This window comes from Arenibacter algicola, from assembly GCF_018860365.1.
Classification (GTDB): Bacteria; Bacteroidota; Bacteroidia; order Flavobacteriales; family Flavobacteriaceae; genus Arenibacter; species Arenibacter algicola_B.
Genome location: NZ_JAHKPO010000024.1, coordinates 41,939 through 66,877, shown reverse-complemented (window position 1 = coordinate 66,877; position 24,939 = coordinate 41,939). Strand labels below are relative to the sequence as shown.

The 24,939-nt window shown below is 39.8% G+C and carries 23 protein-coding genes; 6 read left to right on the top strand and 17 right to left on the bottom strand.

Features of this window, described 5'->3' with window-relative positions; translation table 11 throughout:
• Positions 1 to 95: 95 nt before the first annotated feature.
• Positions 96 to 1,880 (top strand): peptide MFS transporter, encoded by a 1,785-nt coding sequence (locus KO529_RS18910; protein WP_215949427.1) that lies wholly within the window; start codon positions 96 to 98, stop codon positions 1,878 to 1,880.
• Here KO529_RS18910 and KO529_RS18905 read toward each other — a convergent pair whose 3' ends face one another.
• The 5 genes from KO529_RS18905 to surE form a co-directional block, all read right to left on the bottom strand.
• Positions 1,881 to 3,938 carry a ComEC family competence protein gene (locus KO529_RS18905; protein WP_252734476.1) on the bottom strand — a complete coding sequence of 686 codons (2,058 nt, stop codon included), beginning with the start codon at positions 3,936 to 3,938 and terminating at the stop codon, positions 1,881 to 1,883.
• Positions 3,907 to 4,467: a C40 family peptidase gene (locus KO529_RS18900; protein WP_215949426.1), complete on the bottom strand. Its 561-nt coding sequence runs from the start codon at positions 4,465 to 4,467 to the stop codon at positions 3,907 to 3,909. Before KO529_RS18900 ends, KO529_RS18905 begins: the two co-directional genes overlap by 32 nt.
• 190 nt (positions 4,468 to 4,657) lie before the next feature.
• On the bottom strand, positions 4,658 to 5,782 hold the full coding sequence (gene lpxB, locus KO529_RS18895) for a lipid-A-disaccharide synthase (RefSeq protein ID WP_215949425.1): 1,125 nt from the start codon (positions 5,780 to 5,782) through the stop codon (positions 4,658 to 4,660).
• Positions 5,783 to 5,849: 67 nt separating this feature from the next.
• Positions 5,850 to 6,131, bottom strand: coding sequence for a hypothetical protein (locus KO529_RS18890; RefSeq protein ID WP_215949424.1), 282 nt, complete (start codon positions 6,129 to 6,131; stop codon positions 5,850 to 5,852).
• A complete protein-coding gene (surE, locus tag KO529_RS18885; RefSeq protein WP_215949423.1) occupies positions 6,124 to 6,903 on the bottom strand; it encodes a 5'/3'-nucleotidase SurE in 780 nt (259 codons plus the stop codon). The genes KO529_RS18890 and surE overlap by 8 nt, the downstream gene beginning before the upstream one ends.
• 355 nt (positions 6,904 to 7,258) lie before the next feature.
• On the opposite strand from surE, the gene KO529_RS18880 reads away from it, so the two are divergent.
• A complete protein-coding gene (locus tag KO529_RS18880; protein WP_215949422.1) occupies positions 7,259 to 9,427 on the top strand; it encodes a carboxy terminal-processing peptidase in 2,169 nt (722 codons plus the stop codon).
• 70 nt (positions 9,428 to 9,497) lie between these two features.
• Here the strand turns inward: KO529_RS18880 and KO529_RS18875 are convergent, their stop codons facing one another.
• The 5 genes from KO529_RS18875 to msrB form a co-directional block, all read right to left on the bottom strand.
• Complete coding sequence (locus KO529_RS18875; RefSeq protein WP_215949421.1) at positions 9,498 to 9,749, bottom strand: peptide methionine sulfoxide reductase; 252 nt, start codon at positions 9,747 to 9,749, stop codon at positions 9,498 to 9,500.
• A 27-nt stretch (positions 9,750 to 9,776) separates the two neighbouring features.
• Positions 9,777 to 11,345 (bottom strand): protein adenylyltransferase SelO, encoded by a 1,569-nt coding sequence (locus KO529_RS18870; RefSeq protein WP_215949420.1) that lies wholly within the window; start codon positions 11,343 to 11,345, stop codon positions 9,777 to 9,779.
• Between the two features lie 7 nt (positions 11,346 to 11,352).
• Positions 11,353 to 11,649 carry a GNAT family N-acetyltransferase gene (locus tag KO529_RS18865; protein WP_247097698.1) on the bottom strand — a complete coding sequence of 99 codons (297 nt, stop codon included), beginning with the start codon at positions 11,647 to 11,649 and terminating at the stop codon, positions 11,353 to 11,355.
• Between the two features lie 195 nt (positions 11,650 to 11,844).
• Entirely contained in the window at positions 11,845 to 12,396 is a 552-nt protein-coding gene (gene msrA / locus KO529_RS18860) for a peptide-methionine (S)-S-oxide reductase MsrA (RefSeq protein WP_215949419.1), read from the bottom strand.
• The gene (msrB, locus tag KO529_RS18855; protein ID WP_215949418.1) at positions 12,386 to 12,850 is read right to left on the bottom strand and encodes a peptide-methionine (R)-S-oxide reductase MsrB; all 465 of its coding nucleotides are present in this window, start codon (positions 12,848 to 12,850) and stop codon (positions 12,386 to 12,388) included. Before msrB ends, msrA begins: the two co-directional genes overlap by 11 nt.
• A gap of 195 nt (positions 12,851 to 13,045) precedes the next feature.
• Here msrB and KO529_RS18850 point away from each other — a divergent pair, with 195 nt between their 5' ends.
• Positions 13,046 to 13,858 (top strand): DNA/RNA non-specific endonuclease, encoded by an 813-nt coding sequence (locus tag KO529_RS18850; protein WP_215949417.1) that lies wholly within the window; start codon positions 13,046 to 13,048, stop codon positions 13,856 to 13,858.
• Here the strand turns inward: KO529_RS18850 and rodA are convergent.
• The 7 genes from rodA to KO529_RS18815 all read right to left on the bottom strand — a co-directional run bounded on the left by rodA (position 13,855) and on the right by KO529_RS18815 (position 21,589).
• Entirely contained in the window at positions 13,855 to 15,138 is a 1,284-nt protein-coding gene (rodA, locus tag KO529_RS18845; RefSeq protein ID WP_215949762.1) for a rod shape-determining protein RodA, read from the bottom strand. The genes KO529_RS18850 and rodA overlap by 4 nt on opposite strands.
• Entirely contained in the window at positions 15,128 to 16,996 is a 1,869-nt protein-coding gene (locus KO529_RS18840; protein ID WP_215949416.1) for a peptidoglycan D,D-transpeptidase FtsI family protein, read from the bottom strand. The genes rodA and KO529_RS18840 overlap by 11 nt, the downstream gene beginning before the upstream one ends.
• Positions 16,993 to 17,502: a rod shape-determining protein MreD gene (gene mreD, locus KO529_RS18835; RefSeq protein WP_215949415.1), complete on the bottom strand. Its 510-nt coding sequence runs from the start codon at positions 17,500 to 17,502 to the stop codon at positions 16,993 to 16,995. Before mreD ends, KO529_RS18840 begins: the two co-directional genes overlap by 4 nt.
• Entirely contained in the window at positions 17,489 to 18,310 is an 822-nt protein-coding gene (gene mreC, locus KO529_RS18830; protein ID WP_215949414.1) for a rod shape-determining protein MreC, read from the bottom strand. The genes mreD and mreC overlap by 14 nt, the downstream gene beginning before the upstream one ends.
• 116 nt (positions 18,311 to 18,426) lie before the next feature.
• Positions 18,427 to 19,455, bottom strand: a complete 1,029-nt coding sequence (locus KO529_RS18825) for a rod shape-determining protein (RefSeq protein WP_069858480.1) — start codon at positions 19,453 to 19,455, stop codon at positions 18,427 to 18,429.
• 55 nt (positions 19,456 to 19,510) lie between these two features.
• Positions 19,511 to 21,043 (bottom strand): bifunctional phosphoribosylaminoimidazolecarboxamide formyltransferase/IMP cyclohydrolase, encoded by a 1,533-nt coding sequence (gene purH / locus KO529_RS18820; protein ID WP_215949413.1) that lies wholly within the window; start codon positions 21,041 to 21,043, stop codon positions 19,511 to 19,513.
• 93 nt (positions 21,044 to 21,136) lie between these two features.
• Positions 21,137 to 21,589, bottom strand: coding sequence for a GAF domain-containing protein (locus tag KO529_RS18815; protein ID WP_215949412.1), 453 nt, complete (start codon positions 21,587 to 21,589; stop codon positions 21,137 to 21,139).
• A gap of 161 nt (positions 21,590 to 21,750) precedes the next feature.
• Between KO529_RS18815 and KO529_RS18810 the strand changes: the two genes are divergently transcribed.
• The 3 genes from KO529_RS18810 to KO529_RS18800 all read left to right on the top strand — a co-directional run bounded on the left by KO529_RS18810 (position 21,751) and on the right by KO529_RS18800 (position 24,886).
• Positions 21,751 to 22,167 (top strand): HYC_CC_PP family protein, encoded by a 417-nt coding sequence (locus tag KO529_RS18810; protein ID WP_247097702.1) that lies wholly within the window; start codon positions 21,751 to 21,753, stop codon positions 22,165 to 22,167.
• Between the two features lie 120 nt (positions 22,168 to 22,287).
• The gene (locus KO529_RS18805; RefSeq protein WP_252734485.1) at positions 22,288 to 24,489 is read left to right on the top strand and encodes a TonB-dependent receptor; all 2,202 of its coding nucleotides are present in this window, start codon (positions 22,288 to 22,290) and stop codon (positions 24,487 to 24,489) included.
• A 40-nt stretch (positions 24,490 to 24,529) separates the two neighbouring features.
• Positions 24,530 to 24,886 (top strand): heavy-metal-associated domain-containing protein, encoded by a 357-nt coding sequence (locus KO529_RS18800; RefSeq protein ID WP_215949411.1) that lies wholly within the window; start codon positions 24,530 to 24,532, stop codon positions 24,884 to 24,886.
• Positions 24,887 to 24,939 lie beyond the last annotated feature (53 nt).

The window sequence follows — 24,939 nt, the reverse complement described above, 5'->3', positions numbered from 1 at the left end:
GATTTTATGAATAGCCTGTAAAACTTGTTGTATTGTTCAATACAGTAGTAAGTTGTTGTTGATCCCAAAATTAATAATTTGTAATTCTGTTGTATATGAATACCGATATTGAAAATCTATTTAAGGACAAGGTTCTTGGACATCCAGCAGGACTATTTGTATTGTTTTTTACCGAAATGTGGGAGCGTTTCTCATTTTACGGGATGCGTATTTTATTGGTGTTGTTTTTAACGGCGCCCATTATAAGTGATAATCCAGGCTGGGAATGGCCAAGGGAACACGCTCTGGCCTTAATAGGTACCTATGCCTCCCTTTTGTATTTAACACCTATTATTGGTGGGTGGATAGCAGATAAAATAACGGGTTATAGGGTGGCAGTGGTCATAGGGTGTTTAATTATGACCTTGGGCCACGCTGCTATGGCCATCGAAACTACCGCTGCTTTCTATTTGGGCCTTGCCCTTTTGGTAATTGGTACAGGGTTCTTTAAGCCCAACATTACTTCCATTATTTCCGAAATGTACCATGGTAAGGAATCCAAAAAGGATGGTGCATATACTATATTTTACATGGGTGTTAACGCTGGAGCCTTTTTTGGAATGATGCTTTGTGGGTATCTGGCCGAAAATTTCGGATGGTCCTGGGGCTTTGGATTAGCGGGTATTTTTATGATGCTGGGTATGTTCCAATTTTGGTTGGCCAAGGATTTGTTCGGAAATATTGGTGCTAAACCCCTTAAAAAAGAGGAAACAGCCATATCGGCAAATGAAGTGGATAGTATAGAAGGTGGGCAGGGGAATAATGACGTAGAAACCAAATTGAATCCCTTTACCCTTTTTGATAAGGTGTTGATCGTTTTATCGTCCATTGGTGGGCTGCTTTATTTATTTAACGATCCCTTTGAAAAAATACAAGGTACCAACTTGATGCCATTTAGCCTAGGTAATCTGAGTGGCACCAATGTGGTAATCCTTTGTTCCTTGTTGTTATTTTTGGTTTTGTTGGTTACCAGAATTGCCAGATACCTACCTGTGGTAAGGGATCGTATTATAGCTGTATCTATTTTCGGGTTTTTTACGGTTTTCTTTTTTGCATTTTTTGAACAATCCTTGGGGTCTATGACCATTTTTGCCAGGGATTATACCAATAGGGAACTTGTTGGTCAGTCGGCCATGATCTTTAAAGTGGTAGATGCCTTGTTGACAACAGTACCCCTGGCAATAATAAGTTGGGTATTGGTGTTATTGGCAAAAAAGACCTTTACCCGTATTGGCTTGTCAAATATTATATTGGCCATCGCTTTCGTTGGACTTTGGATATTAGTGATCTATAGACTAATGGATAAATTTTCCCAAGAGGGCAATCAAGTGGATGCCACTTGGTTCGGCATTCTAAATTCATTTTTTATTATTACCCTTGCACCATTTTTTTCCAGATGGTGGGAAAGTAAATATAACCCAAGTGCCGCCATGAAATACGGAATAGGTCTTATCTTATTGGGATTGGGCTTTGCCGTACTGTCATTTGGCGCATCGGGGATTCCTTCAGGGGCCCAGACCGCTTCCGTAAGCATGATATTTTTAATTTTGGCCTATTTGTTACATACCATGGGGGAGTTGTGCATCTCCCCGGTTGGACTTTCCTATTTAAGTAAACTTGTACCGGCACGTATGATTGGTTTTATGTTCGGAATCTGGTATTTGGCCATTGCTATCGGGCAAAAGGCAGCAGGGACTATGGGAGGGATGATCGATAGGATTTCCGAACAATACTCCATGGGTACCTTCTTTTTAATTTTTACACTAGTTCCCGTGGGTGTTGGACTTATTTCAATCATTTTAAACCCGCTCTTAAAAAAATTAATGCACGGCATAAGGTAACTACTGCCAAGTGTAGAGAAATGCTCCTTTGTCGCCCGTATAGTGAAAAGGGAGCATTTTTTTGTGGCATGTAGCTTTCCATCGCTCTATATAACTTTTATAATTGCTGCCATCTGCAATAACAATATTGGGCGCAATCGAATCCAAAAGCCTCTCTAAATTAATTTTAGGGGATTGGGTCAGTACTAAGGTAGAAACATCATGATTTTTTGGAAGGGCTATATTGGCACTGTCCAATATAACCATTCTTTTCCCTCTTATGAGATAACTGTTTTTTATAGGTCGATGTTGCAACGCTACGATGTTTTGTGCAACGGCATAATCGTTGGTCATTTTTAATGTGGCTTTGGGATTGGTGGTAAATATCGTAAGCTTTTGTCCGGTTTGATGGATCAGGGCACTATTACGGGCAATATGTCCTATCATTAGGGATTCCTTGTTCTGTGCATTATGCCTAATAATAAAAACATAGGATTGAAAGCAAAGAACAAACGCTAGGAATACCACGACCCTTTTATAGGATGTTTTAATAAAGACCGTTACCATTGTTATGATAATACCATAACTGAGAATTAATTGAATGGCATCAAAAGAAATATTTCTAAAAAGAAAGCTTTCCTGCTGGGCAACTATCCCAATAATCGAATTCATCCAATGTATTACAGTATCGTAGAAAGTAACGAGAACAGGCGGTAAACTGTTGGCCACGGACAATACTATTACCAATATTCCGTACCCTAAAATAAAGGCCAAAAAAGGTAGGATCAATAGACTTGAAATTAAAAACAATCCTGGAAATTGATGAAAGTAATATAGGCTTATAGGGAATACTCCCAGTTGAGCGGCAATACTTACGGAAAGCAACTCCCACCCTTTTTTTATAATCCAATATTGGGGAGTCCAGAGTTTTTGTAATAAGGGGTATACCCAGACTATAGCAAAAACGGCGGCATAACTTAATTGAAATCCTACCTGAAATAATAGTAGGGGATCCAATAACAATAAAATAAAGAACAGTGACAAAGCCAAGATATTAAAATGACTTGTAGGTCTATTCAAGTACAGGGTATAGGCTACAAAGGTAAACATGGTTGTTGCCCTGAGAATAGAGGCGGAAAGTCCCGCCAATAGGGCAAATGCCCATAAAAGTAAGACAATAACAACCAATTTTATGGTTCTTCCTTTTGGAAGGATTTCCAACGGCCTCAATAAAAAATGGAGCAAACCCAAAAGAATTCCGATATGTAAACCTGACAATGCCAAAATGTGATAGGCTCCTGCATCCTTATAGTCGGTGTCGATTTCCGCCGTTATTTCATTTCGCTGCCCAAGAAGAAGTGCCTGGATAACGCCTAATTCTTCAGTGCCAAAATCCTCTTTTTTTAAATTCTGGATGATATGGTCCCTTATTTTGTAGGCTATTCCAAAGATGGTAGTGGAGGCCTGGGGCATGATGTAGTAGTCATGTGCAGCAAGTTTTATCTGATGCTCTATTCCAATATTGGAAAGGTATTTTTTGTAATTGAACTGATGTGGGTTTAAGGGAGGTGTAATAGGGTGGAGGGTGGTGTAGGCCATTATTTCGTCATCGACCATTAGGGGACCAATTGAAGAATCCACCGCTATATTCAATAGTATTTTACCGCTGACCTTTAAACTGTCCATGCTGTTAACATGGGCCACATACCTATCCGAATAGCCATTGGGCTTTAATACTTCGCGAATTTTTAATGTATAGCCCCAATTTTTGTCAAGATTCTGTTGGCTATAATGCCGACCATAATTGCGGGACTCACTTAGTGTTAAGCTTAATATACCAATGGTTATGGCCAAAAGACCGGTAAAAAGTGTAAAAAGGAATGTGGGTAATTTACGGTAAAAGACAAAAACAACTCCCAATAGGATCAATGAAACCAGGGCTAAGGAAAAAGATAGCGGAAGTGACGGACGTAGGTAATAACCAATTAAAATTCCACAGATTAGGCATAAAGTAAGCTTTACGGTCGTAAACTGCAGCAATCGCATCCTAAAGGATCCGGGCAGCCTTAATAAAGGCATAGTTCCAATAACCCTCCTGCAAAGAGGAAACTATAACACCTCGGGATGAGGTGGAATGAATGAATTTTATTTCATCCCCGTCTACCTGAACTACCAGGCCAACATGGTTTATATTGTTTTTTCTTCTGGAGGTTCCAAAAAAAAGTAGGTCGCCCTTGCTAACTTCCCTTAAATTTATTTTTTCCGCTTCCTCTGCCATTTGATAAGAAGCTCGTGGCAATTGAATATCATGCTCCCCAAAGGCTACATACAGCAATCCGGAGCAATCCATACCTTTATTGGTAGTGCCTCCAAACTTATAGCGGGTGCCCGAAAACGTTAGGGCAGTATTTATGATTTGCTCGGTTATTTTGGTCGCCGGTTTGTTTATGGATTCACCGCTTAAAGGAGTCTCACCTTTTATTTCTGCTGGTTTTTCCGAAGCTTCTACCGTTATTTTTCTTTCTTCGCGAGAGACATTTTTTTTCTTGGCCGCACCGCAGCCAACCAGCGAAATAATTAGGAATAAAGAAAGAAATCTTTGAATCATCCAAGTAAAAGTTAGTGCTCTTGGGTATCAAATTTAAATAATTAATTTAAAATCCGTCATTTTTTTCAGAAAACCCTTATAATTATCTCAAGTTAAATCGCCAATAATTGCTTTTTTTAACTACAGGATTATCAGTTTCGTTGTGGGATTAAATGGAATATACCGGTGTTCCATGAACTACAAAAATTTTTCAATGATCCAATTTGGCACTTTCAACAATTAGGGATGCTGCCTTTTCGCTGGCTCCTTTGCCACCAAGTTTTTTTTCCAATTCGTAATAGGCTTCAAACTGCTTCTTTCTTTCGGGCCCGTTTAAGATTTTATCGAGCTCCATGGTTAGGTTTTTGGTATTCAAGTCTCCTTGGATAAGTTCTTTCACAACCTCTTTGTCCATTATAAGATTCACTAGGGAAATAAACTTAAGGGTAATGATCCTTTTTGCAATTTGATAGGAGATCCAATTGGCACGGTAACAGACCACTTGGGGTATCTTAAAAAGGGCCGTTTCCAAGGTGGCTGTCCCGCTTGTCACTAGGGCGGCATAGGATAGACTTAATAAATCATAGGTCTTGTTGGAAATAAGACTTACCTGGGACGATTTTAGAAAGGGTTGGTAAAACTCCAGATCCAAACTAGGTGCCCCTGCAATTACAAATTGAAATTTCGGAAAAGATTTTGTGACCGATAACATTAGGGTAAGCATTTTTTGAACCTCTTGTTTTCTGCTTCCCGGCAACAGAGCAATAATGGGTTTGTGTAAATCCAGATTATTCTCTTCCCTAAATTTTTTATCGCCAATTCTGGGAACGTCCCCAATGGCGTCTATAAGTGGATGACCAACAAAATTAACGGGATAGTGGTGTTTTTTTTCATAAAACTCTTTTTCAAAAGGAAGAATTACGTGCATGGCATCAATATCCCTTTTTATCTTATGTATTCTTCCTTCCCTAGAGGCCCATATTTGCGGAGAAATATAGTAGTTGGTCTTAAATTTGTTCTTTTTTGCCCAAGAGGCTATTCTAAGATTAAAGCCGGAATAATCTATAAAGACAATTACATCTGGATTAAAATCGCTTATATCTTCCTTGCAAAAGGCGATATTTTTGAAAATTTGATTGATGTTTGATATCACTTCCAGGAAGCCCATAAAAGCCATTTCCTTGTAATGCTTTACCAGGTTGCCTCCTGCAGCTTTCATTAAATCGCCACCCCAACAACGAATGTCGGCTTCCGAATCCTTTTTTTTAAGGGCTTTTATGAGGTTGGACCCATGAAGGTCTCCCGATGCCTCGCCAGCGATGATATAATATTTCATCCGTTTAGTTTCTGTGGTTCATTAGTAGTTCTGCCGTTTATTGAGATAAATAGCCCCAAGTACGATGCTAAAAAACTTTATAATACAAAATTAACATAGCCGTAAAAAGGGTGGCAATCATAACACCCCTTGCCCTATAATCCCTCCGAATTTTTAAAAAACCAAAAAATGCAACCAGGTTTAGAATGGCCCCTAGCGCCAATAAACTGCCTACATGCCCCTGTTCAACGGCGGCTTGGTAGGTTTCTACAATACCAAAGTCCGAGAAGATCAATATATACAGTAAAGTTCCAATGGTATTGGCAATGATACCAACTATTAATCCGATTAATATTTCTTTTTTAATCATTTAGTTTCCAATTGTTAATATGTTGAATAGCGTGGTGTGCGGTTAGGTCAAATTGCGTGGGGACTACAGAAACATAGCCTTGGGACAGGGCATATTCGTCCGTATCCTCTCCCTTGTCCAATAGTTCAAACTCTCCTGTAAGCCAGTAATATTCCTTTCCACTGGGGTTGGTTCTTTTGTCAAATTTTTCTTTCCAGTTGGCTCGGGCCTGTCTGCAAATTTTTATGCCTTTGGGTGCCTTGTTGTCGGTTTTGGGAATATTAACGTTGAGCACAACCCCATTGGGAATGCCATTGCTTAGGGCCTCCTGCACTATTTTTTGAACAGCCTCCTTGCTGGCCTCAAAATTGGCATTCCAGGAATAATCACAAAGGGAAAAACCTATGGCGGGTATACCTTCAATGCCGGCTTCAATAGCTGCGCTCATAGTTCCAGAGTAAATAACATTGATAGAGGAATTGGATCCATGATTTATACCGCTCACACATAGATCTGGTTTTCTTCCCAAGAGTTCCTGTAGGCCAAGTTTAACACAGTCGGCCGGAGTTCCGCTACAACTGTATTCTTCATTTGCACCGTTTTCCAAATCTACTTTAATCTTTTTTATATAAAGGGTGTTGTCTATAGTTATAGCATGTCCCATTCCTGATTGTGGGCTGTCCGGGGCCACTACGACTACCTCCCCCAATTCCATCATAAATCGAATTAACGCCCTTAAGCCGGGAGCTGTAATTCCGTCGTCGTTCGTGACAAGGATCAAAGGTTTAGCCATGGTATATAATTTATGCTGCAAAAATACGTTTTTAATCTATTATCACTTTTTCAATTATGAAGGGGAGATACTCAAATTTTACACTGAATTTATAGAAATGGCAATTTACTTCCAACCTTTGTGAGTGTCCAAGGCAATTGAGATATTAACAAAAGATTAATGGCAGATAGGCATAATATGGCACGATTTTTTCGTTATCTTAGAGTAATTGGCATATTAGACCACTTTTAAAAGGCAAAACTTGGATTGCAGAGGTGGTTTGATTAATTTTAGATGATTGTAAGATTATAAAATGGAGGGGTGGTTTCTGTTTAAAAAACTACTCCAAATGTGGAAAAACAATAAAAAAGAATAGATGAAAAGAAATTTAGCCTACGCATTGATTGTAATGCTTGTTGCGGTAGCTTCATGCAGTTTTACCAACAAATCATTTGAAACTGATGACAAGGACAAATTGTTGTTGGACCTTATTACCTATGTCTTGGAACGCGGCCATTACCAGCCAAAAGATATTGATGATGATTTTTCCGTTAATGTTTTTGAAGGTTTTTTGGATATTTTGGATCCAACAAAAAGATATTTTTTGGAAAGCGACATTCAGGAATTTGAAAAATATAAGTTTCAGTTGGATGATCAGATAAAGAATACCGATATAACTTTTTTTGATATGGTCTACCAGCGTCTATTGAAGCGAATGGAGGACGCCAAGGAAATTTACAAGGAGGTTTTAGATGAACCTTTTGATTACTCGGTGGACGAATCTATTGAGATCAATTACGATGGTCAAGGATATGTGGACTCTCGCAAAGATTTGAAAGAGCGTTGGAGAAAGCAGTTAAAATATGCCACTTTAGGTACTTACGATTCCAAACTGAATTTGAATAAGGAATCAGCCAAGGCCAGCACAGATGGGGATGAGCCTGCTGTATTTGAAGAGGATAACAGTGCTACCGGACCATTGACCCCAGCGCAGGCTGAAAAGGCTGCAAGGGAATCTACCAAAAATACCTTGGATGATTATTTCGATTTTGTGGATGACCTGGAACGTAAGGATTGGTTTGTACAATACTTGAATACCATTGTTGAAGTATTTGATCCACATACCTTCTATTTTGCTCCGGACGACAAAGAAAAATTTGATACCAGTATGTCAGGTAAATTTGAAGGTATCGGTGCCCGACTTCAAAAGAAAAAAGATCAGACAAAAATAGTAGAGATTATATCTGGTGGACCCGTTTGGAGAGATCAGCAATTGGAAGTGGGTGATGAGATACTAAAAGTAGGACAAAATGGGGAAGCACCGGTGGATATTGTTGGTATGCGTTTGGATGATGCCATTAAGTTTATAAAAGGTCCCAAAGGTACTATCGTGGATTTGACCGTTAGAAAAGTGGATGGTTCCCTAGTGGTAATCTCTCTTACCAGGGATGTTGTGGAATTGGAAGAGTCCTATGCCAAATCTGCGGCCGTAATAAAGGGCAACCAAAAATATGGACTTATTAATCTACCCAAATTTTATGTAGATTTTGAGGACTATAATGAAAGAAACGCCGCTACGGACGTGGCCCAAGAAGTAGAAAGATTAAAACAAGCCGGAGCCGAGGGCCTAATCCTGGACCTACGTGATAATGGTGGTGGATCCCTTAAAACAGTTGTGGAAATGGCTGGGTTATTTATTAAGGACGGACCAATTGTACAGGTAAGGTCTACGGATAAAAAACCAGAAGTTTACAATGATAAGGACGAACGTATACAATGGGATGGACCTTTAGTGATTTTGGTAAATGAATTATCGGCCTCTGCATCCGAAATTTTGGCTGCGGCCATGCAAGATTATAAAAGAGGGGTGGTTATTGGTAGCAAACAAACCTTCGGTAAGGGAACGGTTCAAAATGTAATCCCCTTGGAGAATATTGTAAGAGGTAATGAGCACGGAGATCTTGGGGCTATAAAGCTTACTACTCAAAAATTCTATAGAATAAATGGAGGATCTACCCAATTGGAAGGGGTTAAGAGCGATGTTGTTGTTCCAGATCGCTATAGTTATATAGACCTAGGAGAAAGAGATCAGGAAAATCCTTTGACCTGGGACAAGATTTCCCCAGCGGAGTATACTCCTTGGGATGGCTATATTGACTATGAGTCCACTATTGCCAACAGCACTAAAAGAATGGCCCAGAACAATCAAATAAAATTGATTGAAGAAAATGCGCAATGGATCAAAAAAGCGCAGGATGAAACTGTTGTTTCTTTGAAATATGAAGAATATAAGAAAGGATTGGAATTGGATAAGGAAAAGGCCAAGTATTTCAAAACCATTTCGGATTACGATTCACACCTAACCTTTGAATCTTTGCAATATGAAAAAGAGTTGTTTGTAAAGGATTCGGTATTAAGGGAAAAGCGTGATCGTTGGCATAAAGATTTGGCCAAGGATGTTTATGTTGAGGAAGCTGTTAATGTCTTGCAGGATCTTAAATTAAGTAATATAAAGAATTCTAAATTGGCCAGTGTAAAAGGTTAATTGTAGATAATCATAATAAATAAAACCTGCTCTTGTGGCAGGTTTTTTTATGAAATTCATTTTGTTGTGCTCATTGTAATAAGAAGTAATTATTTAAAAAGTCCATTACCTTTTCGGGGGACATTTCACATGGTTTTAATTTCTCTCCCTTTTCCGAAATATAAAAGTTAAAACTGATGAAATCTTTCCCGCCCAATTCCTCGGCATATACTTTAGTACTCCTTCCTTCATTAAAATCGGTTCGGGTAAGGGCATATTTTTTGCCATAGCACAGGACGGTAGAGTAGCCCAATGGGATGGTTTTTATTTTTTTTAATAGCATTTGTCAAGGATATAATGTTTTCCTGGTCTACGAACTACAGGAGAGCATGGAGCATCCTACTTTGTGCCTGGCCCATTCCGGTCGCTTAGCAAACCATTTTTCGGCTGACGGTTGTTCATGATATGGGTTTTTTAATAATTGGAAAAACTCATCCAACAAGGAGTAATCCCCTTTGTCCGCAGCATCTATGGCCAGTTGCGCCATATAATTTCTCAAGACATATTTAGGGTTTAGAGTGTTCATTTTTTCCGCTCTTTGACTGTCGCCAATACTTTCCTTTTGCAATCTATTTTTGTAGTCAGTAAACCATTGCTTCCATTTTTCAAGGATGTCTCCCTTAACTTCTTCTAGTGTGTAAAAGGCATGCATCACTGGGGCTAAAAAGTCCTCATTTGTGGGGCTATCCTTTGTAATACTGCTCAGATTTCTAAAAAATATGGTCATATCGGTTTCGGTCAATTGTAAGTTGTCTTCCAATCTACCCAAAAGCTCTGCGTCATCTTCGTCAGAGTTAAAAAGACCAATTTTGGATTTCATCATCGAGAGATATTTTGTGGAATAATTATTACGGTATTCCATTAATATGTCTTCAAGTTCCTTAACATCCTCAATTAAAGGGAAGAGGGCATTTGCCAATTGATAAAGGTTCCAAAGGCCAATGTTTATTTGATTCCCATATCTATAGCGTTTATACTGTCGGTCGGTAGTATTGGGGGTCCAACCTTCCTCGTAACCTTCCAGCCAGCCATAGGGGCCGTAATCTATAGTGAGACCAAGAATGGACATGTTATCGGTATTCATTACCCCATGTACAAAGCCTACACGTTGCCAGTGTATGATCATATCAAGGGTATTGTTGGTGACCTCCCTGAAAAAGTGAAGATACCCTTCCTTGGTACCCTCCTTTAAATGGGGAAAGAAATGCCTTATAGTATAATCCGTGATTGTTTTTAGAGTTTTTTTATCCTGTCTCGCGGAAAAAATTTCAAAATTTCCAAAGCGTATAAAAGAGGGTGCCACCCTGCACACCACGGCTCCCTTTTCGTATTCTGGGTTGCCATTGTATAGCACATCCCTTAGCACCTGGTCTCCTGTGAGCGCCAGTGATAGTGCCCTGGTGGTAGGTACTCCCAAGTGGTACATGGCTTCACTGCACAAGTATTCCCTAATAGAGGAACGCAATACCGCCAGTCCATCGGCAGTTCTGGAATAAGGAGTCTCCCCGGCGCCCTTTAGTTGTAGTGCCCATTGTTTATTATTATGGTTAACTTCAAATAAATTAATGGCACGGCCATCTCCCAGTTGTCCGGCCCAATTGCCAAATTGATGTCCTCCGTAGCACATGGCATAAGGATTGGTGCCAGGTAAAACAGAGTTACCACTAAAGATACTTTTGAACTCCTCGGACTTGAGATCGTCTTCGGTCAGCCCCAGATCCTGGGCCAATTCATTCGAAGCATGGATCATGCTGGGTTTTGCGGTCGTTTTTGGTGTAACAAAAGAGAAGCATGCCTGCATGACCTGTCTTCTTGTATTTTCATGGACAGGGTCGGCGGGGAGTTCAGTATTAAAGGTATCTTTAATATTAAGGTTCATAGGGTGTTTATTCAATTATCGAGTTCCATTTTTCACTTCTTCTAGCAACGGCCTTTATATAGGAACATACAGCTACTGCCTTATATCCTTCTTTTGTTAATTGCTCAAAGGTACCTTCCACTAGTTCCTTGCCATATCCTTTTCCCCTAAGTTTAAGAGGTATCTCCGAATAGGTCAAATACATTTTATCATCCCGTAACTGGTATTCCACCTTGGCAATTTCGCCATTAATAGCCATGGTAAATCTCTTATTGTCTTTTTCGTGTTGTACTGTCAAATTACCTGTATTTGTGTTATTGTGCATTTTTTACTCGCTCTAAATTTTGATGAGCATAATTTCCACATGAGGTGGAATTGCTTTTTAATGCCTACCGTATTGGATAAATACGGATTGGGCAGAGATTAATAAGATTAACTCAACTATTGGACTTTTGCTATGGGCTTTATACTTTTCCTTTTTAATTGGTCCCAAACTAGGCTATTGCAATACTAGATGCTCCTATACCTTGGTTTTTTTAATTTTATCGGCATGCATTTTTCTTAGCTTGCTCAATTTTGGCGAGATAACGGCACTGCAGTAGCCCTGCGACTGGTTGTTCCTATAATAATCCTGGTGATATTCTTCGGCTTCGTAAAAGGTTTCCAAAGGACTTATTTCTGTAACAATGGCCTGCTCGTAATATGGGGCCACTTCCTTTAGAACCAACCCGGCAATTTCTTTTTGGGTATTATCGTGATAGTATATTACAGATCGATATTGTGTCCCTACATCCGCTCCTTGTCTATTTAAGGTGGTTGGGTCATGGCTGGTCATAAATATGACCAAGATGTCCTCATAGGAGATGATATTGGCGTCAAATGTTATTTGTACCACTTCCGCATGGCCGGTAAGACCAGAACAAACCTCCCTATAAGTGGGTCTGCCCGGAGCATTTCCGCCAGTATATCCCGAAATTACCTTTTGTACTCCATTCACTTCCTGAAAAATGGCTTCTACACACCAAAAGCATCCGCCTCCTACGGTAGCGGTTTCTAATTTTTTATTGTTCATCTGATACCCTTACTTTAATTATTTTCATGGATTCTGAATTAATACAATACCGCAAGCCACTGGGTTCTGGCCCGTCCGGAAACACATGCCCCAAATGGGCATCACAGGTATTGCACATTACTTCTACCCTTACCATACCAAAGGAAGTGTCCTTATGGTACTTAATGGCGTTTTCTTTTATGGGCTGTGTAAAACTGGGCCAGCCGGTTCCCGAATTAAATTTTATGGTGGAATCGAATAAAGGAGTTTCGCAACATACGCAACTGTATTTCCCTGCCTCATGGGTACTGCAGAGAGCTCCGCTATGTGGCGCTTCGGTTCCTTTGTTTCTAGTAATCCTAAATTGTTCAGGAGTTAGTAGTTCCTGCCATTCCTTTTCTGTTTTCTCCACTCTTTTATCAGGTTGTGGGTTTCCCTTAACACTGTAATTAATAACGTCTTTCCAAGTTAGCATGAATATTTTCCTTTCTTTTTTATTGTTTAAATAGTAATCGGTATTGCAAATAATTAATAGCTTTCTCTATTGGTATTTGGAGTGTTAAAATGTTTTGGTCATAAACATTTATGTACAGCAAATTGGTCGTACAAAAAGACCAATACTTACACCTATGGAAATTCCCGAATGGTAGTTTTAATCTATATTTACACTATGAATAAATATAGGAAAAATAGGATAATTTATACCACGCTGCTGCTGGTTTGTGTGGTCCTATTTTGGATGTTCGAGAATTTTTATACGCCCGCCCCATATTCCTCTCCAGAAGGGGAGGGAAATAGGACAGAGATTCCGCAATGGCTATGGCCTAGTTCCACCACTGGTGAAATAGTGCAGCACGCCCATTTTGCCCTGTCCTATAACGAAGCTTATGAACAGGCGGAGTGGGTGGCCTATGTTTTGGAGAAATCCCACTTAACCAATGATGATAGGAAAAGACCTCTTTTTCTTGAGGACCCTAAGGTGAGCAGCAAATCGGCAGATTGGAGGAACTACAAAGGTTCGGGCTATGATAGGGGCCATTTGTGTCCGGCTGGGGATCGCAGATTCTCGAAAAATGCCTATAATGAAACTTTTTATACGAGCAATATTACCCCACAGGACAGGGATTTTAACGCAGGAGTCTGGAATAGATTGGAGCAGCAGGTGCGGTATTGGGCCAAAAAGGATGGACCATTATTTGTTGTAACTGCAGGGGTTTTGGAAGGGGGGTTGTCCAGTATAGGGGATGAGGATGTGGCCGTTCCGAAATATTTTTATAAAATCGTAGCTAAGGGACAGGGTGAAAATCTAAAGATCATAGGATTCCTTTTTCCCAATAAGCAAGATAACGGGAAATTGGATCAATTTGTGGTCCCAGTGGATTCAATTGAAAAATTGACGGGTATCGATTTCTTTGCCGGATTGCCCGATGAACAAGAGGATTTTTTGGAAGCCGGTTTAAGTACCAGCGGTTGGAGATTTTAAGTCAGTTCATTTAATCTATTGGCATCCAATTTTAAGAAAATGAACAATAGTGCCGTAAAAAACAACAAACCAGAACCTCCATAGCTGAAAAAGGGCAGAGGTATTCCAATGGTAGGCAGTACTCCTATAACCATACCTATATTTATGAAATAGTGTACAAACAATATAGAGATTACGCCATAACCGTACATACGACTAAAGTCGTTTTTTTGGCGTTCGGATAGGTATACCAGCCGTAATAGTAAGGTGGTAAATAGAATTACCACGGTGGCAGTGCCTACAAATCCCCATTCCTCACCAACGGTGCTAAATATGTAATCTGTATGTTGTTCAGGGACAAAATCCCCTTTGGTGCGCGTTCCCTCCAAAAATCCTTTCCCGTATTTTCCGCCCGATTCAATAGCTTTTTCGGATTGATAGGTGTTGTAACCGATGTCCCTTCGGATCTCTTCCAATTTCTTAGGGTCCTTTTCCAATCGAAGCCATAGACTAAAGCGATCCCTATGCCTTTGTTCAAAAACGGAATTAAAAACAAAATTGACCGAAAGGGAGAATAGAACAATGGCTACGTAAATAAGGGCAACCGGTATTATGGGCACCTTGAAGGAGGGCTTTTTTAATAATAGGAACAGCGCCAATAACAGCCCAAGGATTATGCTGACCCAAATAGTACCGAACATTAGCGTTAAGATAAAAATAAGAATCACCATAAACCCTATTCCAAGATAATAGAGTGGGAGACCTTCCCTAAAAATAACAAAGATCAAGGCAAAGAAGACCAAGGCACTTCCTGGGTCTGGTTGGGGAATGATCAAGAATGCGGGTATCAATATAATTAAAATGGCAATCATTTGATCTTTCTGCCGCTTTATATCTGTCTGTATATCACTTAAATATTTGGCCAGGGCAAGTGCGGTGGCAACTTTGGCAAATTCAGAGGGTTGAAGGTTGAAAAAACCAAGGTCGTACCAAGAGGTTGCCCCGGCAATAGTCTTTCCAAATACAAAAAGACCCAGGAGCAATACTACGGATACAATGTAAAACAGACTGGAAAATCGTTCGTAGAAATTGGCTTCCAAAGCGAGGATAATAATAATGGACACGGCACTTGTTCCAATAAAAAACAATTGTTTTCCATGTAATGAGGAAAAATTGAATATGGATGGGTTGTCGTCGGTAAAGGTGCTGGAATAAATATTTATCCAACCGATAAAAACTAGGGAAATGTAAATTAGAACGCTAAACCAATCCAGGCGTTTTAGGACACTTTTACCAGACACGCTCATTTATTTTAAAGGGTTGTCCGCTGTAAGGCTTTGCATATTCTTCTTCCAATGTTTTTTCCAGCATTCTTTTTTCCAAGTCTACCCGGGTTATTTCACCTTTTAGATATTTTTCAATCATTAAGGAGGCAATGTGGCCTGCATATCGTGATCCAAAGTATCCATTCTCAATGTAAACGGCGATGGCTATTTTTGGATTGTCTACGGGTGCAAAGGCAACAAAAACAGAGTTGTCCGTTAGTTGGGTACGAACCCCATTGATTCTTGTAAAGTTTTCTACCGTTCCTGTTTTACCGGCAATTTCGATTCCCTCTATTTGGAGCCTGGCCGCCGTACCTTTTTTGTATACTTCGGCCATTCCCTGTACAACCGGTTCAAAATGTCTTTTGTCGATGGTGGTATGTTTGGCTTCTGTGAATTCTGGAATGCTGATTGGGTCACCGCCAATTTTTTTAAGTACATGTGGTGTAAAATAATGTCCTCTGTTGGCAATGGCAGCGGTCATATTGGCCAGTTGAATAGGGGTAACCTCTACTTCTCCTTGACCTATGGAATTGGATATTATAGTTGAAGAGGACCATCTGTTGTCCCCATAAATTCTGTTGTAATATTCTTTGTTGGGTATTCGTCCCGGTCTTCCAGTGGGTAGGTCATATCCCAAAAAAGTTCCCAGGCCAAAACTTTTTACGTGTTTTTCCCAAACATCCATGCCTTCAGCGGAAGTTGGAAATTGGTCGTAAATTTTTCGAAAAGCCCCTGCAAAATAGGCGTTACAAGAGAGGTATATGCCAGAATTTAAATTCCGTGTCCCTCCTCCGCAATGGCAGCCTCTTTTTCTTTTACCAACGTAGAAACCGTTGTAGCAATGAATAGTAGTTTCCGGTGTAATGGCCCCTTCTTGAAGGGCAACCAAGGCGTTTATGGTCTTAAATGGCGATCCCGGGGATTGAGAGGCCAAAATGGAACGGTCAAAGGTGGGCTTTGAAATGGTGTCGTAATGTAATTTGCTGTAGTTCCTTGACCTTTCCCTGCCAACCAAAAGGGCGGGGTCGTAGGTTGGACCCGAAATTAATGCCAATATCTCCCCGGAGGCGGGTTCTAAAGCTACTATTCCTCCATGTTTCCCTGTCATCAACTTTTCACCGTATTCCTGAAGAATCTTGTCTATAGTGACGGTTATTTGTTTTCCCTGTTCAGGAAGTGTATCCAATGTGCCGTTCTTATATGGGCCAATATCCCTATTAAATCGGTCTTTTTGTATGTGTTTTACGCCTTTGCGACCCCTTAGGATGGTCTCGTATTCCTTTTCAATGCCGGTAGTTCCTTTTAATTCCCCCGCGGCGTAGGATGGGTTTCTTTCCAGATCCCATTCGTTAACTTCGCTGATGTATCCCAAAACGTTGGCGCCACTGTTGGTATCGTAGTATCGTAGCGATCTTTTTTGAATATAGAACCCTTCAAATCTCCGCATCTTTTCCTGTAGCCTTCCATAGTCTTCTTTGGATAGCTGAGGTACCAAAACAGAAGGAAGTCTAGGGGAATATACTCTGGCCTTGTTTAACTGGGATATGAACCTTTCTTTATCTATTCCCAATAGGTTGCAAAATTCAAGGGTGTCCAATGGTTTTACCTCCCTTGGAATGACCATAACGTCATAGGCCGGCTGGTTAGCTACCAAAAGTTTCCCATTTCTATCATAAATATAACCCCTTTCCGGATAGTCATAAACTGCTTTTATGGCCGGATCTTCCAATATTTGATTGGGGGAAAAACTAAATATCTGGAGATAGGACAATCTGCCGATAAAAGTTATTCCAACCAGTAGTATAATGGAGGATAAAAGGATTTTTCTCATTCTTTTTTAACACTAAAAAGTGAACTTAATAGTAAGCACAATATTAAAGTGGCTATACTGATAGTTAAAACTTTCTTCAAAATTAACAGTGTATTTTCTAAACTGAAAATTTCTAGGGTAAAGAAAACTAAATGGTGTATTATAATTAATAACGTTAAAAATGTAATTTGTTGTGCCCTAGTGGTGTTGGTTAGTTTAAAATTTTGGAATTCATAATTCACCCCAAAACAAAAGCGCATTATGGTTGGTCTCAAATAAGCAATGGTAACGGTGGCTGCTGCATGAATGGCAACGGTGTCCGAAAATAAATCTATCAAGAAACCAAGAAGAAAACTTAACAGTAGAAACAATTGTCTTTTTTCCTTAATGGGATACCAATAGAGAAATAGAATATACACCATTGGGTTTATATATCCAAAAAAATTGAGCTTATTAAAAACCAATACCTGCACCAAAATTAATAGTACAAATCTAATTATGTTAATAAAGTAGCTATTGCGAATCATTATTGGTCTTGGCTTCTAATTCTATTATTTCTTCCCGCTGAATGTTATCTATTATGTAAATGCTTCTAACCGCGGCCATATTGTTAAAGAGCTTAATGTCTATACTATATGAGCTTTGGGAATTGTTCAGGTCAAAATTCTTGATGATCCCTATGGGAATGTTTTCAGGAAAGATGCTGGAACTCGCACCCGTAACTATAGTGTCCCCAATCTTTACAGGTACCAATCTTTCAACGTCGGCAAGTTGTACGGTGTTATAGTCCTTCGTATCCCAAACCAATGAACCGTAATGGTTGGTGTTCTTGATTTTTGCGTTGATTCTGGATTTGGTATTCAGTATGCTCTGTACCGTTGCAAAATTTTTGGATGTATTTTCCACTATTCCAAGAATTCCATTGGCAGTAATAACGCCCATATCGGGTTTTATCCCCTGTGCACTTCCTTTTTTGATCGTAATATAGTTTCTAGGCAGGCTATAACTGTTCTTGATTACTTGGGAAGCAATGACCCTATAAGTAATATTGGTTGTGTCCAATTGCATGGAATCTTCCTTTTTTTGGTTAAAAAGAAGGTTCCGCAATCGCTTATTTTCCTCTACTAATTTTTTGTTTTCCTCCCCTAGGCCAAAATAGGTGGTTATATTGCTCGTGGTCGCATAGATATTTCCAGTTAGCCAGTTCGAAGAGTTAAAGTATTTGGAACGGTGATAGGAATGAGATTGTACGGTCAGCGCCAAGGATATAATCAACAGGAAAAGATAGAGCAAGAAATTTTTATATCTTAATATAAAGTTGATAATCTGCCGCATTCACTTAAATTGTTTTGTAAAACCTTATTTGGGCAACTGCCCAGTAAGGAATTAAGGCCTGTTTGCTATTTGTAACCTTTTAAAAAGGTAGTGCCGATGGTAGGGTATTAAATAAACTATTTAATTAAAATACTCTTATATCGCTCCAAATTTTTTAAAGCAATACCAGTACCCCTTACAACTGCCCTTAGTGGATCTTCCGCTATATAAACCGGTAGATCTGTTTTTTGGGACAAACGTCTGTCAAGTCCCCGGAGCATAGATCCGCCACCAGCTAAATAAATACCTGTATTATAGATGTCAGCTGCCAGTTCGGGAGGCGTTTGTGATAGGGTTTCCATAACGGCATCCTCTACCCTTAGAATGGATTTATCCAAGGCCTTGGCTATTTCGCGGTAGGAAATGGATACTTGTTTTGGTTTACCGGTTAGAAGATCCCTACCTTGAACGGACATCTCGTCCGGAGGGGTCTGTAAATCTTCTGTGGCGGATCCAATGGTAATCTTTATATTCTCTGCGGTACTCTCCCCAACATAAAGGTTGTGTTGCGTACGCATGTAATAGATAATGTCGTTTGTGAAAACGTCTCCTGCAATCTTCACCGATTTGTCGCAAACAATTCCGCCCAGGGCAATTACTGCAATTTCAGTTGTACCACCCCCTATATCAACAATCATGTTCCCTTTGGGTTGCATTATATCCAAGCCGATACCAATAGCAGCTGCCATTGGCTCATGAATAAGGTAGACTTCTTTTCCGTTAACACGTTCAGCGGACTCCTTAACGGCACGCATTTCAACCTCTGTAATTCCCGAAGGGATACAGATAACCATTCTCAAGGCTGGTGGAAACCATTTTTTCTTTAGCGCGGGTATGTTCTTGATGAACATATTGATCATCTTTTCAGAGGCATCAAAATCGGCAATAACCCCATCCTTTAAAGGACGTATGGTCTTTATATTTTCATGGGTCTTTCCTTGCATCATATTGGCTTCCTTGCCAACGGCAATGATTTTGCCACTTATTCTGTCCCTGGCTACAATAGATGGACTATCTACCACCACTTTGTCGTTGTGAATGATGAGGGTGTTGGCAGTACCTAAGTCTATTGCAATCTCCTCGGTTAAGAAATCAAAGAATCCCATTATATGTTGTTATATTTCGGTTTAAATGTCAGTTTGAACGTTAAAAGTAATAAAATTAATGTTTAAAATGACGTGTGCCAGTCATTACCATTGCAATTCCATTTTCATTACAATAATCGATACTAAGTTGATCCTTAATGGAACCTCCAGGCTGTATAACGCTGGTTACCCCACTTTTATGCGCAATCTCTACACAATCTGGAAAAGGAAAGAAGGCATCACTGGCCAATACAGCTCCATTTAGATCAAAATTGAAAGACTGGGCTTTGTGGATAGCTTGGTTTAGGGCATCTACACGAGAAGTTTGGCCTGTTCCACTGGCGCACAATTGTTTGTTTTTAGCAAGAACAATGGTGTTACTTTTGGTGTGTTTACACAATTTTGAAGCAAAGATCAGATCTTCCAGTTCCCTATCCGTAGGTTTTTTATTGGTAGCATTGGTAAGGTCGGAAATTTTATCGGTCTTTTCATCTTTTTCCTGCACTAAAACTCCATTCAAACATGTTCTAACCGTCATTTTTGGAAGGTCAACTTCATTCTGTACCAGAATAATTCTGTTTTTCTTGCCTTTTAAGATGTCTAGGGCCACTGGAGTGTAGCTAGGGGCAATCACCACTTCGCAAAACAGGTTGTGTATTTCTTCGGCTGTTGGCTTGTCTATTTCAACGTTGCTGATCAATATTCCTCCAAAGGCCGAAACAGGATCTCCTGCCAAGGCATCAACATAGGCCTGGTGAATTGTTGGTCTGGTTGCAAGGCCACAAGCATTATTGTGTTTTAATATGGCGAAGGTGGGGGCATCGTTCTTAAATTCTTGGATAAGGTTGACTGCGGCATCCACATCCAACAAATTGTTATAGGAAAGTTCCTTTCCGTGAAGTTTGTTGAACATCGCATCGAAATCACCAAAGAAAAAACCTTTTTGATGTGGGTTTTCACCATAGCGCAGGACTTGCCCGTTGGTTTCACTTAATTTAAATGCAGCTTCTTCATGGTTCTTGTTGAAATAATTAAAGATGGCAGAATCATAATGGGATGACACATTGAAAGATTTTGTCGCAAAACGTCTGCGGTCTTCCAAAGTAGTGCTGCCATTTCCTTTGGTAATCATATCCAGAACTTCATCATAGTCGTTCATGGAGGAAACGCAAAGCGTATCCTTGTAATTCTTGGCGGCCGCACGTATTAAAGATATACCACCTATGTCTATTTTTTCAATAATATCCTGTTCGGAAGCCCCACTGGCAACAGTTTTTTCAAAAGGATAAAGATCTACAATGACGATATCCAATTGGGGAATTTCAAATTCCTTCAATTGTTCCTGATCACTTTTATTGTCCTGACGGTTCAAAATACCACCAAATACCTTAGGGTGCAATGTTTTAACCCTACCGCCCAATATGGATGGATAGCTGGTAACGTCCTCTACAGGTACTACATCAATTCCTAAATCCTTAATGAATGTTTCCGTACCGCCTGTAGAATAGATGGTAATTCCCAATTCATTAAACTTTTTAACCAATGGCTCTAGGCCATCTTTATGAAAAACAGATATTAAGGCTGAGGAAGCTTTTTTAGTGGTACTCATTTTGTTGTGATTGTTGTTATGGATTATAAGGACACAAAAGTAATTTTTTTGTGCTTAAAAATCAGCACGTTTATTAACAATCGCCCTAAAGTTTTAAAGAATTTTGGACACCTCTTGGTTTACGTATTCCAAAAAGTGCTCATCCTCTTCGGAAAATGGGTCCGGAGTATTGGAATCGATGTCGATTTGGCCAATATTTTCGCCATTTAGAAATAGCGGGATTACTATTTCCGCTTTAACGGTTATACTGCATGCTATATAGTTGTCCTGGGCCATTACATCGGGAACTACAAAGTTTTGGTTGGAGACCGCTACCTGCCCACAAATTCCTTTGCCAAACGGAATTATGGTGTGATCTGTAGGGGTGCCGGCATACGGACCCAATTTAAGCTCTTCTTTATTTCCGTTTCTGAAATAGAAACCTACCCAATCGTAATGGGGAACATTCTCTTTTAGCAATTCGCATATGGCCTGCATTTTTTCGGTTGTACTTTTTTGGGTACTGTTTGTAATTGCCGAAACCTTTGGTCTTAATGTGCTGAGCATAGGATAATTTTTTGCAAAAATAAGGCTATTTCCAAATCCTTTGGGCCATAACCTCCTTAAACTTCCAATCTGTTGTTGATTTGGACAATTTTTGCCCTAAATTTTAGTTAATGTTGTGGAAGGAAAATATAGAGTTATAACTTTTGATTATTTTTGCCTTGATGAAAGTAATGATCCATAAAATACTGGCCCTGTTAATGGCATTTTTTATGCTGGTCTCCACCGTTTCCTGGACAGTGGAGAAGCATTTTTGCTTTGGCTCCTTGGTGGATATTGCTTTTTTTCATGAAGCAGATACCTGTGGTATGGAAATGCCTTTGTTAAATGATAATGCAGCCCTGAATAAGGATTCCAACGGTTGCTGCAGTGACGAAATTATTTCTGTTCAGGGACAGGACGAATTAAGTATTTCCAATGATGATCTTAGTTTGGGCCAGCAGCAATTTTTGGTGGCCTTTGCTTCTTATTATATAAATCTATTTCAGCCAAGGGAGCAGCACTATGTTCCCCATGCCGATTACCCACCGCCCGTACTGGTCAGAGATATACATGTCTTGGACCAGGTTTTCCTCATTTGATTTTTTTATTGGTAGTAACCCCGGTTTTCCATTTTTTGAAATTGGATAATCCGATGGTTTTTTTGATTTCAATTATCTGCTAATATTAAAATATTATAAGTGAAGAATTTTTTTGTAAGTATGTTTTTATGGATTCCGTTATTGGCTATCTCCCAGAACAATATTGAGGGTATGGTCATGGAGGACAATCCTGAAAATAAGCACCTAGGTTTGGCGGGAGCCAATGTTTATTGGTTGAATTCCCAAACAGGAACCATTACCAAGACGGATGGAAGTTTTGTAATTCCATTCAAAAAGGAGTATAATCAACTTGTCATCAGCTATGTGGGCTTTGAGTCGGACACCTTGTTCATTGATTCCCCTAAAATGGTAAATCACTGGTTAAAACCTTCCAATGCCTTAAACGAGGTAGTGGTTCAAAAGAAGCGTGATGCCGTACAGAAATCCTATTTCAGTCCACAGAACGTGGTCACCATAAATAGTGCCGAATTATTAAAAGCGGCCTGTTGCAATCTGTCCGAGAGCTTTGAAACCAATCCGGCCATAGATGTCAACTTTTCGGATGCACTGACAGGTACAAAGCAAATACAGATGTTGGGACTTACCAGTCCTTATTTATTGATAACACAAGAGAATATCCCAATGGTAAGGGGTGCCTCCCAGGCCTATGGGCTAACCTTTACCCCGGGAACTTGGGTGGAGAGTATACAGATTACAAAAGGCGCGGGTAGTGTGGTTAATGGCTACGAAAGTATTTCGGGTCAGATAAATACGGAATTGGTAAAACCTCTAACGGATAAGGCCTTATTTGTTAATGGGTATGCCAATTTGAATGGCAGGTTGGAGTTAAATACCCATTTGAATAAGAAGTTGACGGATAAATGGAGTACAGGGCTTTATCTCCATACCAACCGGAGGGATGCCAAGGAAGATGGTAATGGGGACGGGTTTCTGGATGCTCCCTTGGGCAATCAAATAAACGTTTTGAACAGGTGGCAATACCAAAACCCAAGTACCGGCTGGGTGAGTTTCATCAATCTTCGTTTTCTAAATGATGAAAAACAGGTGGGGCAGACAAATTTTGATCCTATTACCGATAAATTCACTACCAATTCATGGGGGGGCGAAATAAATACCAGAAGGTTTGATACTTCTTTAAAATTGGGTTATGTATTTCCGGAGCTACCTTTTCAGAGTCTTGGTTTTCAAACGGCCTACAATATCCACAAACAGGATTCTTATTTTGGCTTTAATGAATATACTATTGATCACGAAAGTATTTATTCCAACCTGCTGTTCAATTCAATAATTGGGGATACCAAGAGCAAATTTAAAACAGGCATTACCTTTGCCTATGATGGTTATGGGGAAATGGTGAATACCCAGGATTTTTCTAGGGTGGACAAATCCATTGGAGCTTTTTTTGAGTATAGTTATGACAATTTAAAGGAGTGGAGTTTAACTGCTGGCATAAGAGTGGACAGCCACAATAATTTGGGGACTTTTGTTACACCCAGATTGCATGTGCGCTATATGCCATGGGAAAGAGGGAGCTTTAGGGGGTCTTTTGGCCGTGGAAAACGGGCCGCCAACATCTTTGCGGAAAACCAACAATTATTTGCCTCCTCTAGACAGATAAGGGTTCTAGGGGATAATAGCAGTATTTACGGGTTGGATCCCGAAGATGCCTGGAATTATGGTGCAAGTTATATACAGGGATTTAATTTGTTCGGTAAAACGGGTAACATAACCTTGGATTATTACGTTACCAATTTTAAAAATCAAGTGGTGGTGGATTGGGAGAACCCTTTGGAAGTGTCATTTTATAACCTGGAGGGAAAGAGTTTGGCCAAAAGCTTTCAATTTGAAATAAATTATAATGCTTTAAAGAATTTTGAGTTAAGGACGGCTTACAAATTTTATGATGTGGAAACCGATTACTTAAGCGGCACCCTTCAAAAACCGTTGCAGGCCCAACATCGATTTTTTGCCAATCTGGGATATACTACTGTTCCTAAGGAAAACGGGTCCCAATGGCGCATGGATTATACGGTGCATACCTTGGGAAGACAGCGTTTGCCATATACCGCCAATAGTTCCGGAGAGTATTCGCCATCCTACAGTTTAATGAACGCGCAGCTTACCAAAGTGTTCAACAATAATTTTGAAATATATGTGGGAGGGGAAAATTTGACTAATTTTATGCAGGATAACCCTGTGGTAGGTGCCGAAGACCCTTTTGGTACCAATTTTGATACCACCATGGTGTATGCGCCTATAATGGGCAGGATGTTTTATGCAGGATTTAGATATAAATTATAGTTTTATATAAAAACAATTATTCAACTTAAAGAGTATAGCAATGAAAAATTTAGTTTTAGGAGCCGTGTTTGTCTTTTTAACGGCAGTTGGCTACGGCCAAGAGAAAAATAAGAAAATGAGTTTCGAGGTGAATGGCAAATGTGCCATGTGCAAAGAGAGAATAGAGGAAGCAGCTTTAGCGGTAAAAGGGGTTAAATACGCATTATGGGATATTCCGACCCATCAATTATCGTTGATCATTGATGAGAGAAAAACAAATTCCATGGAAATAAAATCCGCCATTGTCGGGGTAGGGCATGATACCAAGGAATTAAAGGCTACGGAAGAAGCATATGAAAGTGTACATCCTTGTTGCAAGTATCGTGAGGATAATACCGATGATGGGCAGCATCATTAATAGCATTGTTTTTTTTACGGGCTTAACAAAAAACGAAAAACCGCATTTGGAAT

Bases quoted from the DNA above. Each gene is read 5' to 3' on its own strand.
- KO529_RS18910 (WP_215949427.1), top strand. From the start codon at position 96: ATGAATACCGATATTGAAAATCTATTTAAGGACAAGGTTCTTGGACAT.
- KO529_RS18905 (WP_252734476.1), bottom strand. From the start codon at position 3,938: ATGCCTTTATTAAGGCTGCCCGGATCCTTTAGGATGCGATTGCTGCAG.
- KO529_RS18900 (WP_215949426.1), bottom strand. From the start codon at position 4,467: ATGATTCAAAGATTTCTTTCTTTATTCCTAATTATTTCGCTGGTTGGC.
- lpxB (WP_215949425.1), bottom strand. From the start codon at position 5,782: ATGAAATATTATATCATCGCTGGCGAGGCATCGGGAGACCTTCATGGG.
- KO529_RS18890 (WP_215949424.1), bottom strand. From the start codon at position 6,131: ATGATTAAAAAAGAAATATTAATCGGATTAATAGTTGGTATCATTGCC.
- surE (WP_215949423.1), bottom strand. From the start codon at position 6,903: ATGGCTAAACCTTTGATCCTTGTCACGAACGACGACGGAATTACAGCT.
- KO529_RS18880 (WP_215949422.1), top strand. From the start codon at position 7,259: ATGAAAAGAAATTTAGCCTACGCATTGATTGTAATGCTTGTTGCGGTA.
- KO529_RS18875 (WP_215949421.1), bottom strand. From the start codon at position 9,749: ATGCTATTAAAAAAAATAAAAACCATCCCATTGGGCTACTCTACCGTC.
- KO529_RS18870 (WP_215949420.1), bottom strand. From the start codon at position 11,345: ATGAACCTTAATATTAAAGATACCTTTAATACTGAACTCCCCGCCGAC.
- KO529_RS18865 (WP_247097698.1), bottom strand. From the start codon at position 11,649: ATGCACAATAACACAAATACAGGTAATTTGACAGTACAACACGAAAAA.
- msrA (WP_215949419.1), bottom strand. From the start codon at position 12,396: ATGAACAATAAAAAATTAGAAACCGCTACCGTAGGAGGCGGATGCTTT.
- msrB (WP_215949418.1), bottom strand. From the start codon at position 12,850: ATGCTAACTTGGAAAGACGTTATTAATTACAGTGTTAAGGGAAACCCA.
- KO529_RS18850 (WP_215949417.1), top strand. From the start codon at position 13,046: ATGAATAAATATAGGAAAAATAGGATAATTTATACCACGCTGCTGCTG.
- KO529_RS18840 (WP_215949416.1), bottom strand. From the start codon at position 16,996: ATGAGAAAAATCCTTTTATCCTCCATTATACTACTGGTTGGAATAACT.
- mreD (WP_215949415.1), bottom strand. From the start codon at position 17,502: ATGATTCGCAATAGCTACTTTATTAACATAATTAGATTTGTACTATTA.
- mreC (WP_215949414.1), bottom strand. From the start codon at position 18,310: ATGCGGCAGATTATCAACTTTATATTAAGATATAAAAATTTCTTGCTC.
- KO529_RS18825 (WP_069858480.1), bottom strand. From the start codon at position 19,455: ATGGGATTCTTTGATTTCTTAACCGAGGAGATTGCAATAGACTTAGGT.
- purH (WP_215949413.1), bottom strand. From the start codon at position 21,043: ATGAGTACCACTAAAAAAGCTTCCTCAGCCTTAATATCTGTTTTTCAT.
- KO529_RS18815 (WP_215949412.1), bottom strand. From the start codon at position 21,589: ATGCTCAGCACATTAAGACCAAAGGTTTCGGCAATTACAAACAGTACC.
- KO529_RS18810 (WP_247097702.1), top strand. From the start codon at position 21,751: ATGAAAGTAATGATCCATAAAATACTGGCCCTGTTAATGGCATTTTTT.
- KO529_RS18805 (WP_252734485.1), top strand. From the start codon at position 22,288: ATGTTTTTATGGATTCCGTTATTGGCTATCTCCCAGAACAATATTGAG.
- KO529_RS18800 (WP_215949411.1), top strand. From the start codon at position 24,530: ATGAAAAATTTAGTTTTAGGAGCCGTGTTTGTCTTTTTAACGGCAGTT.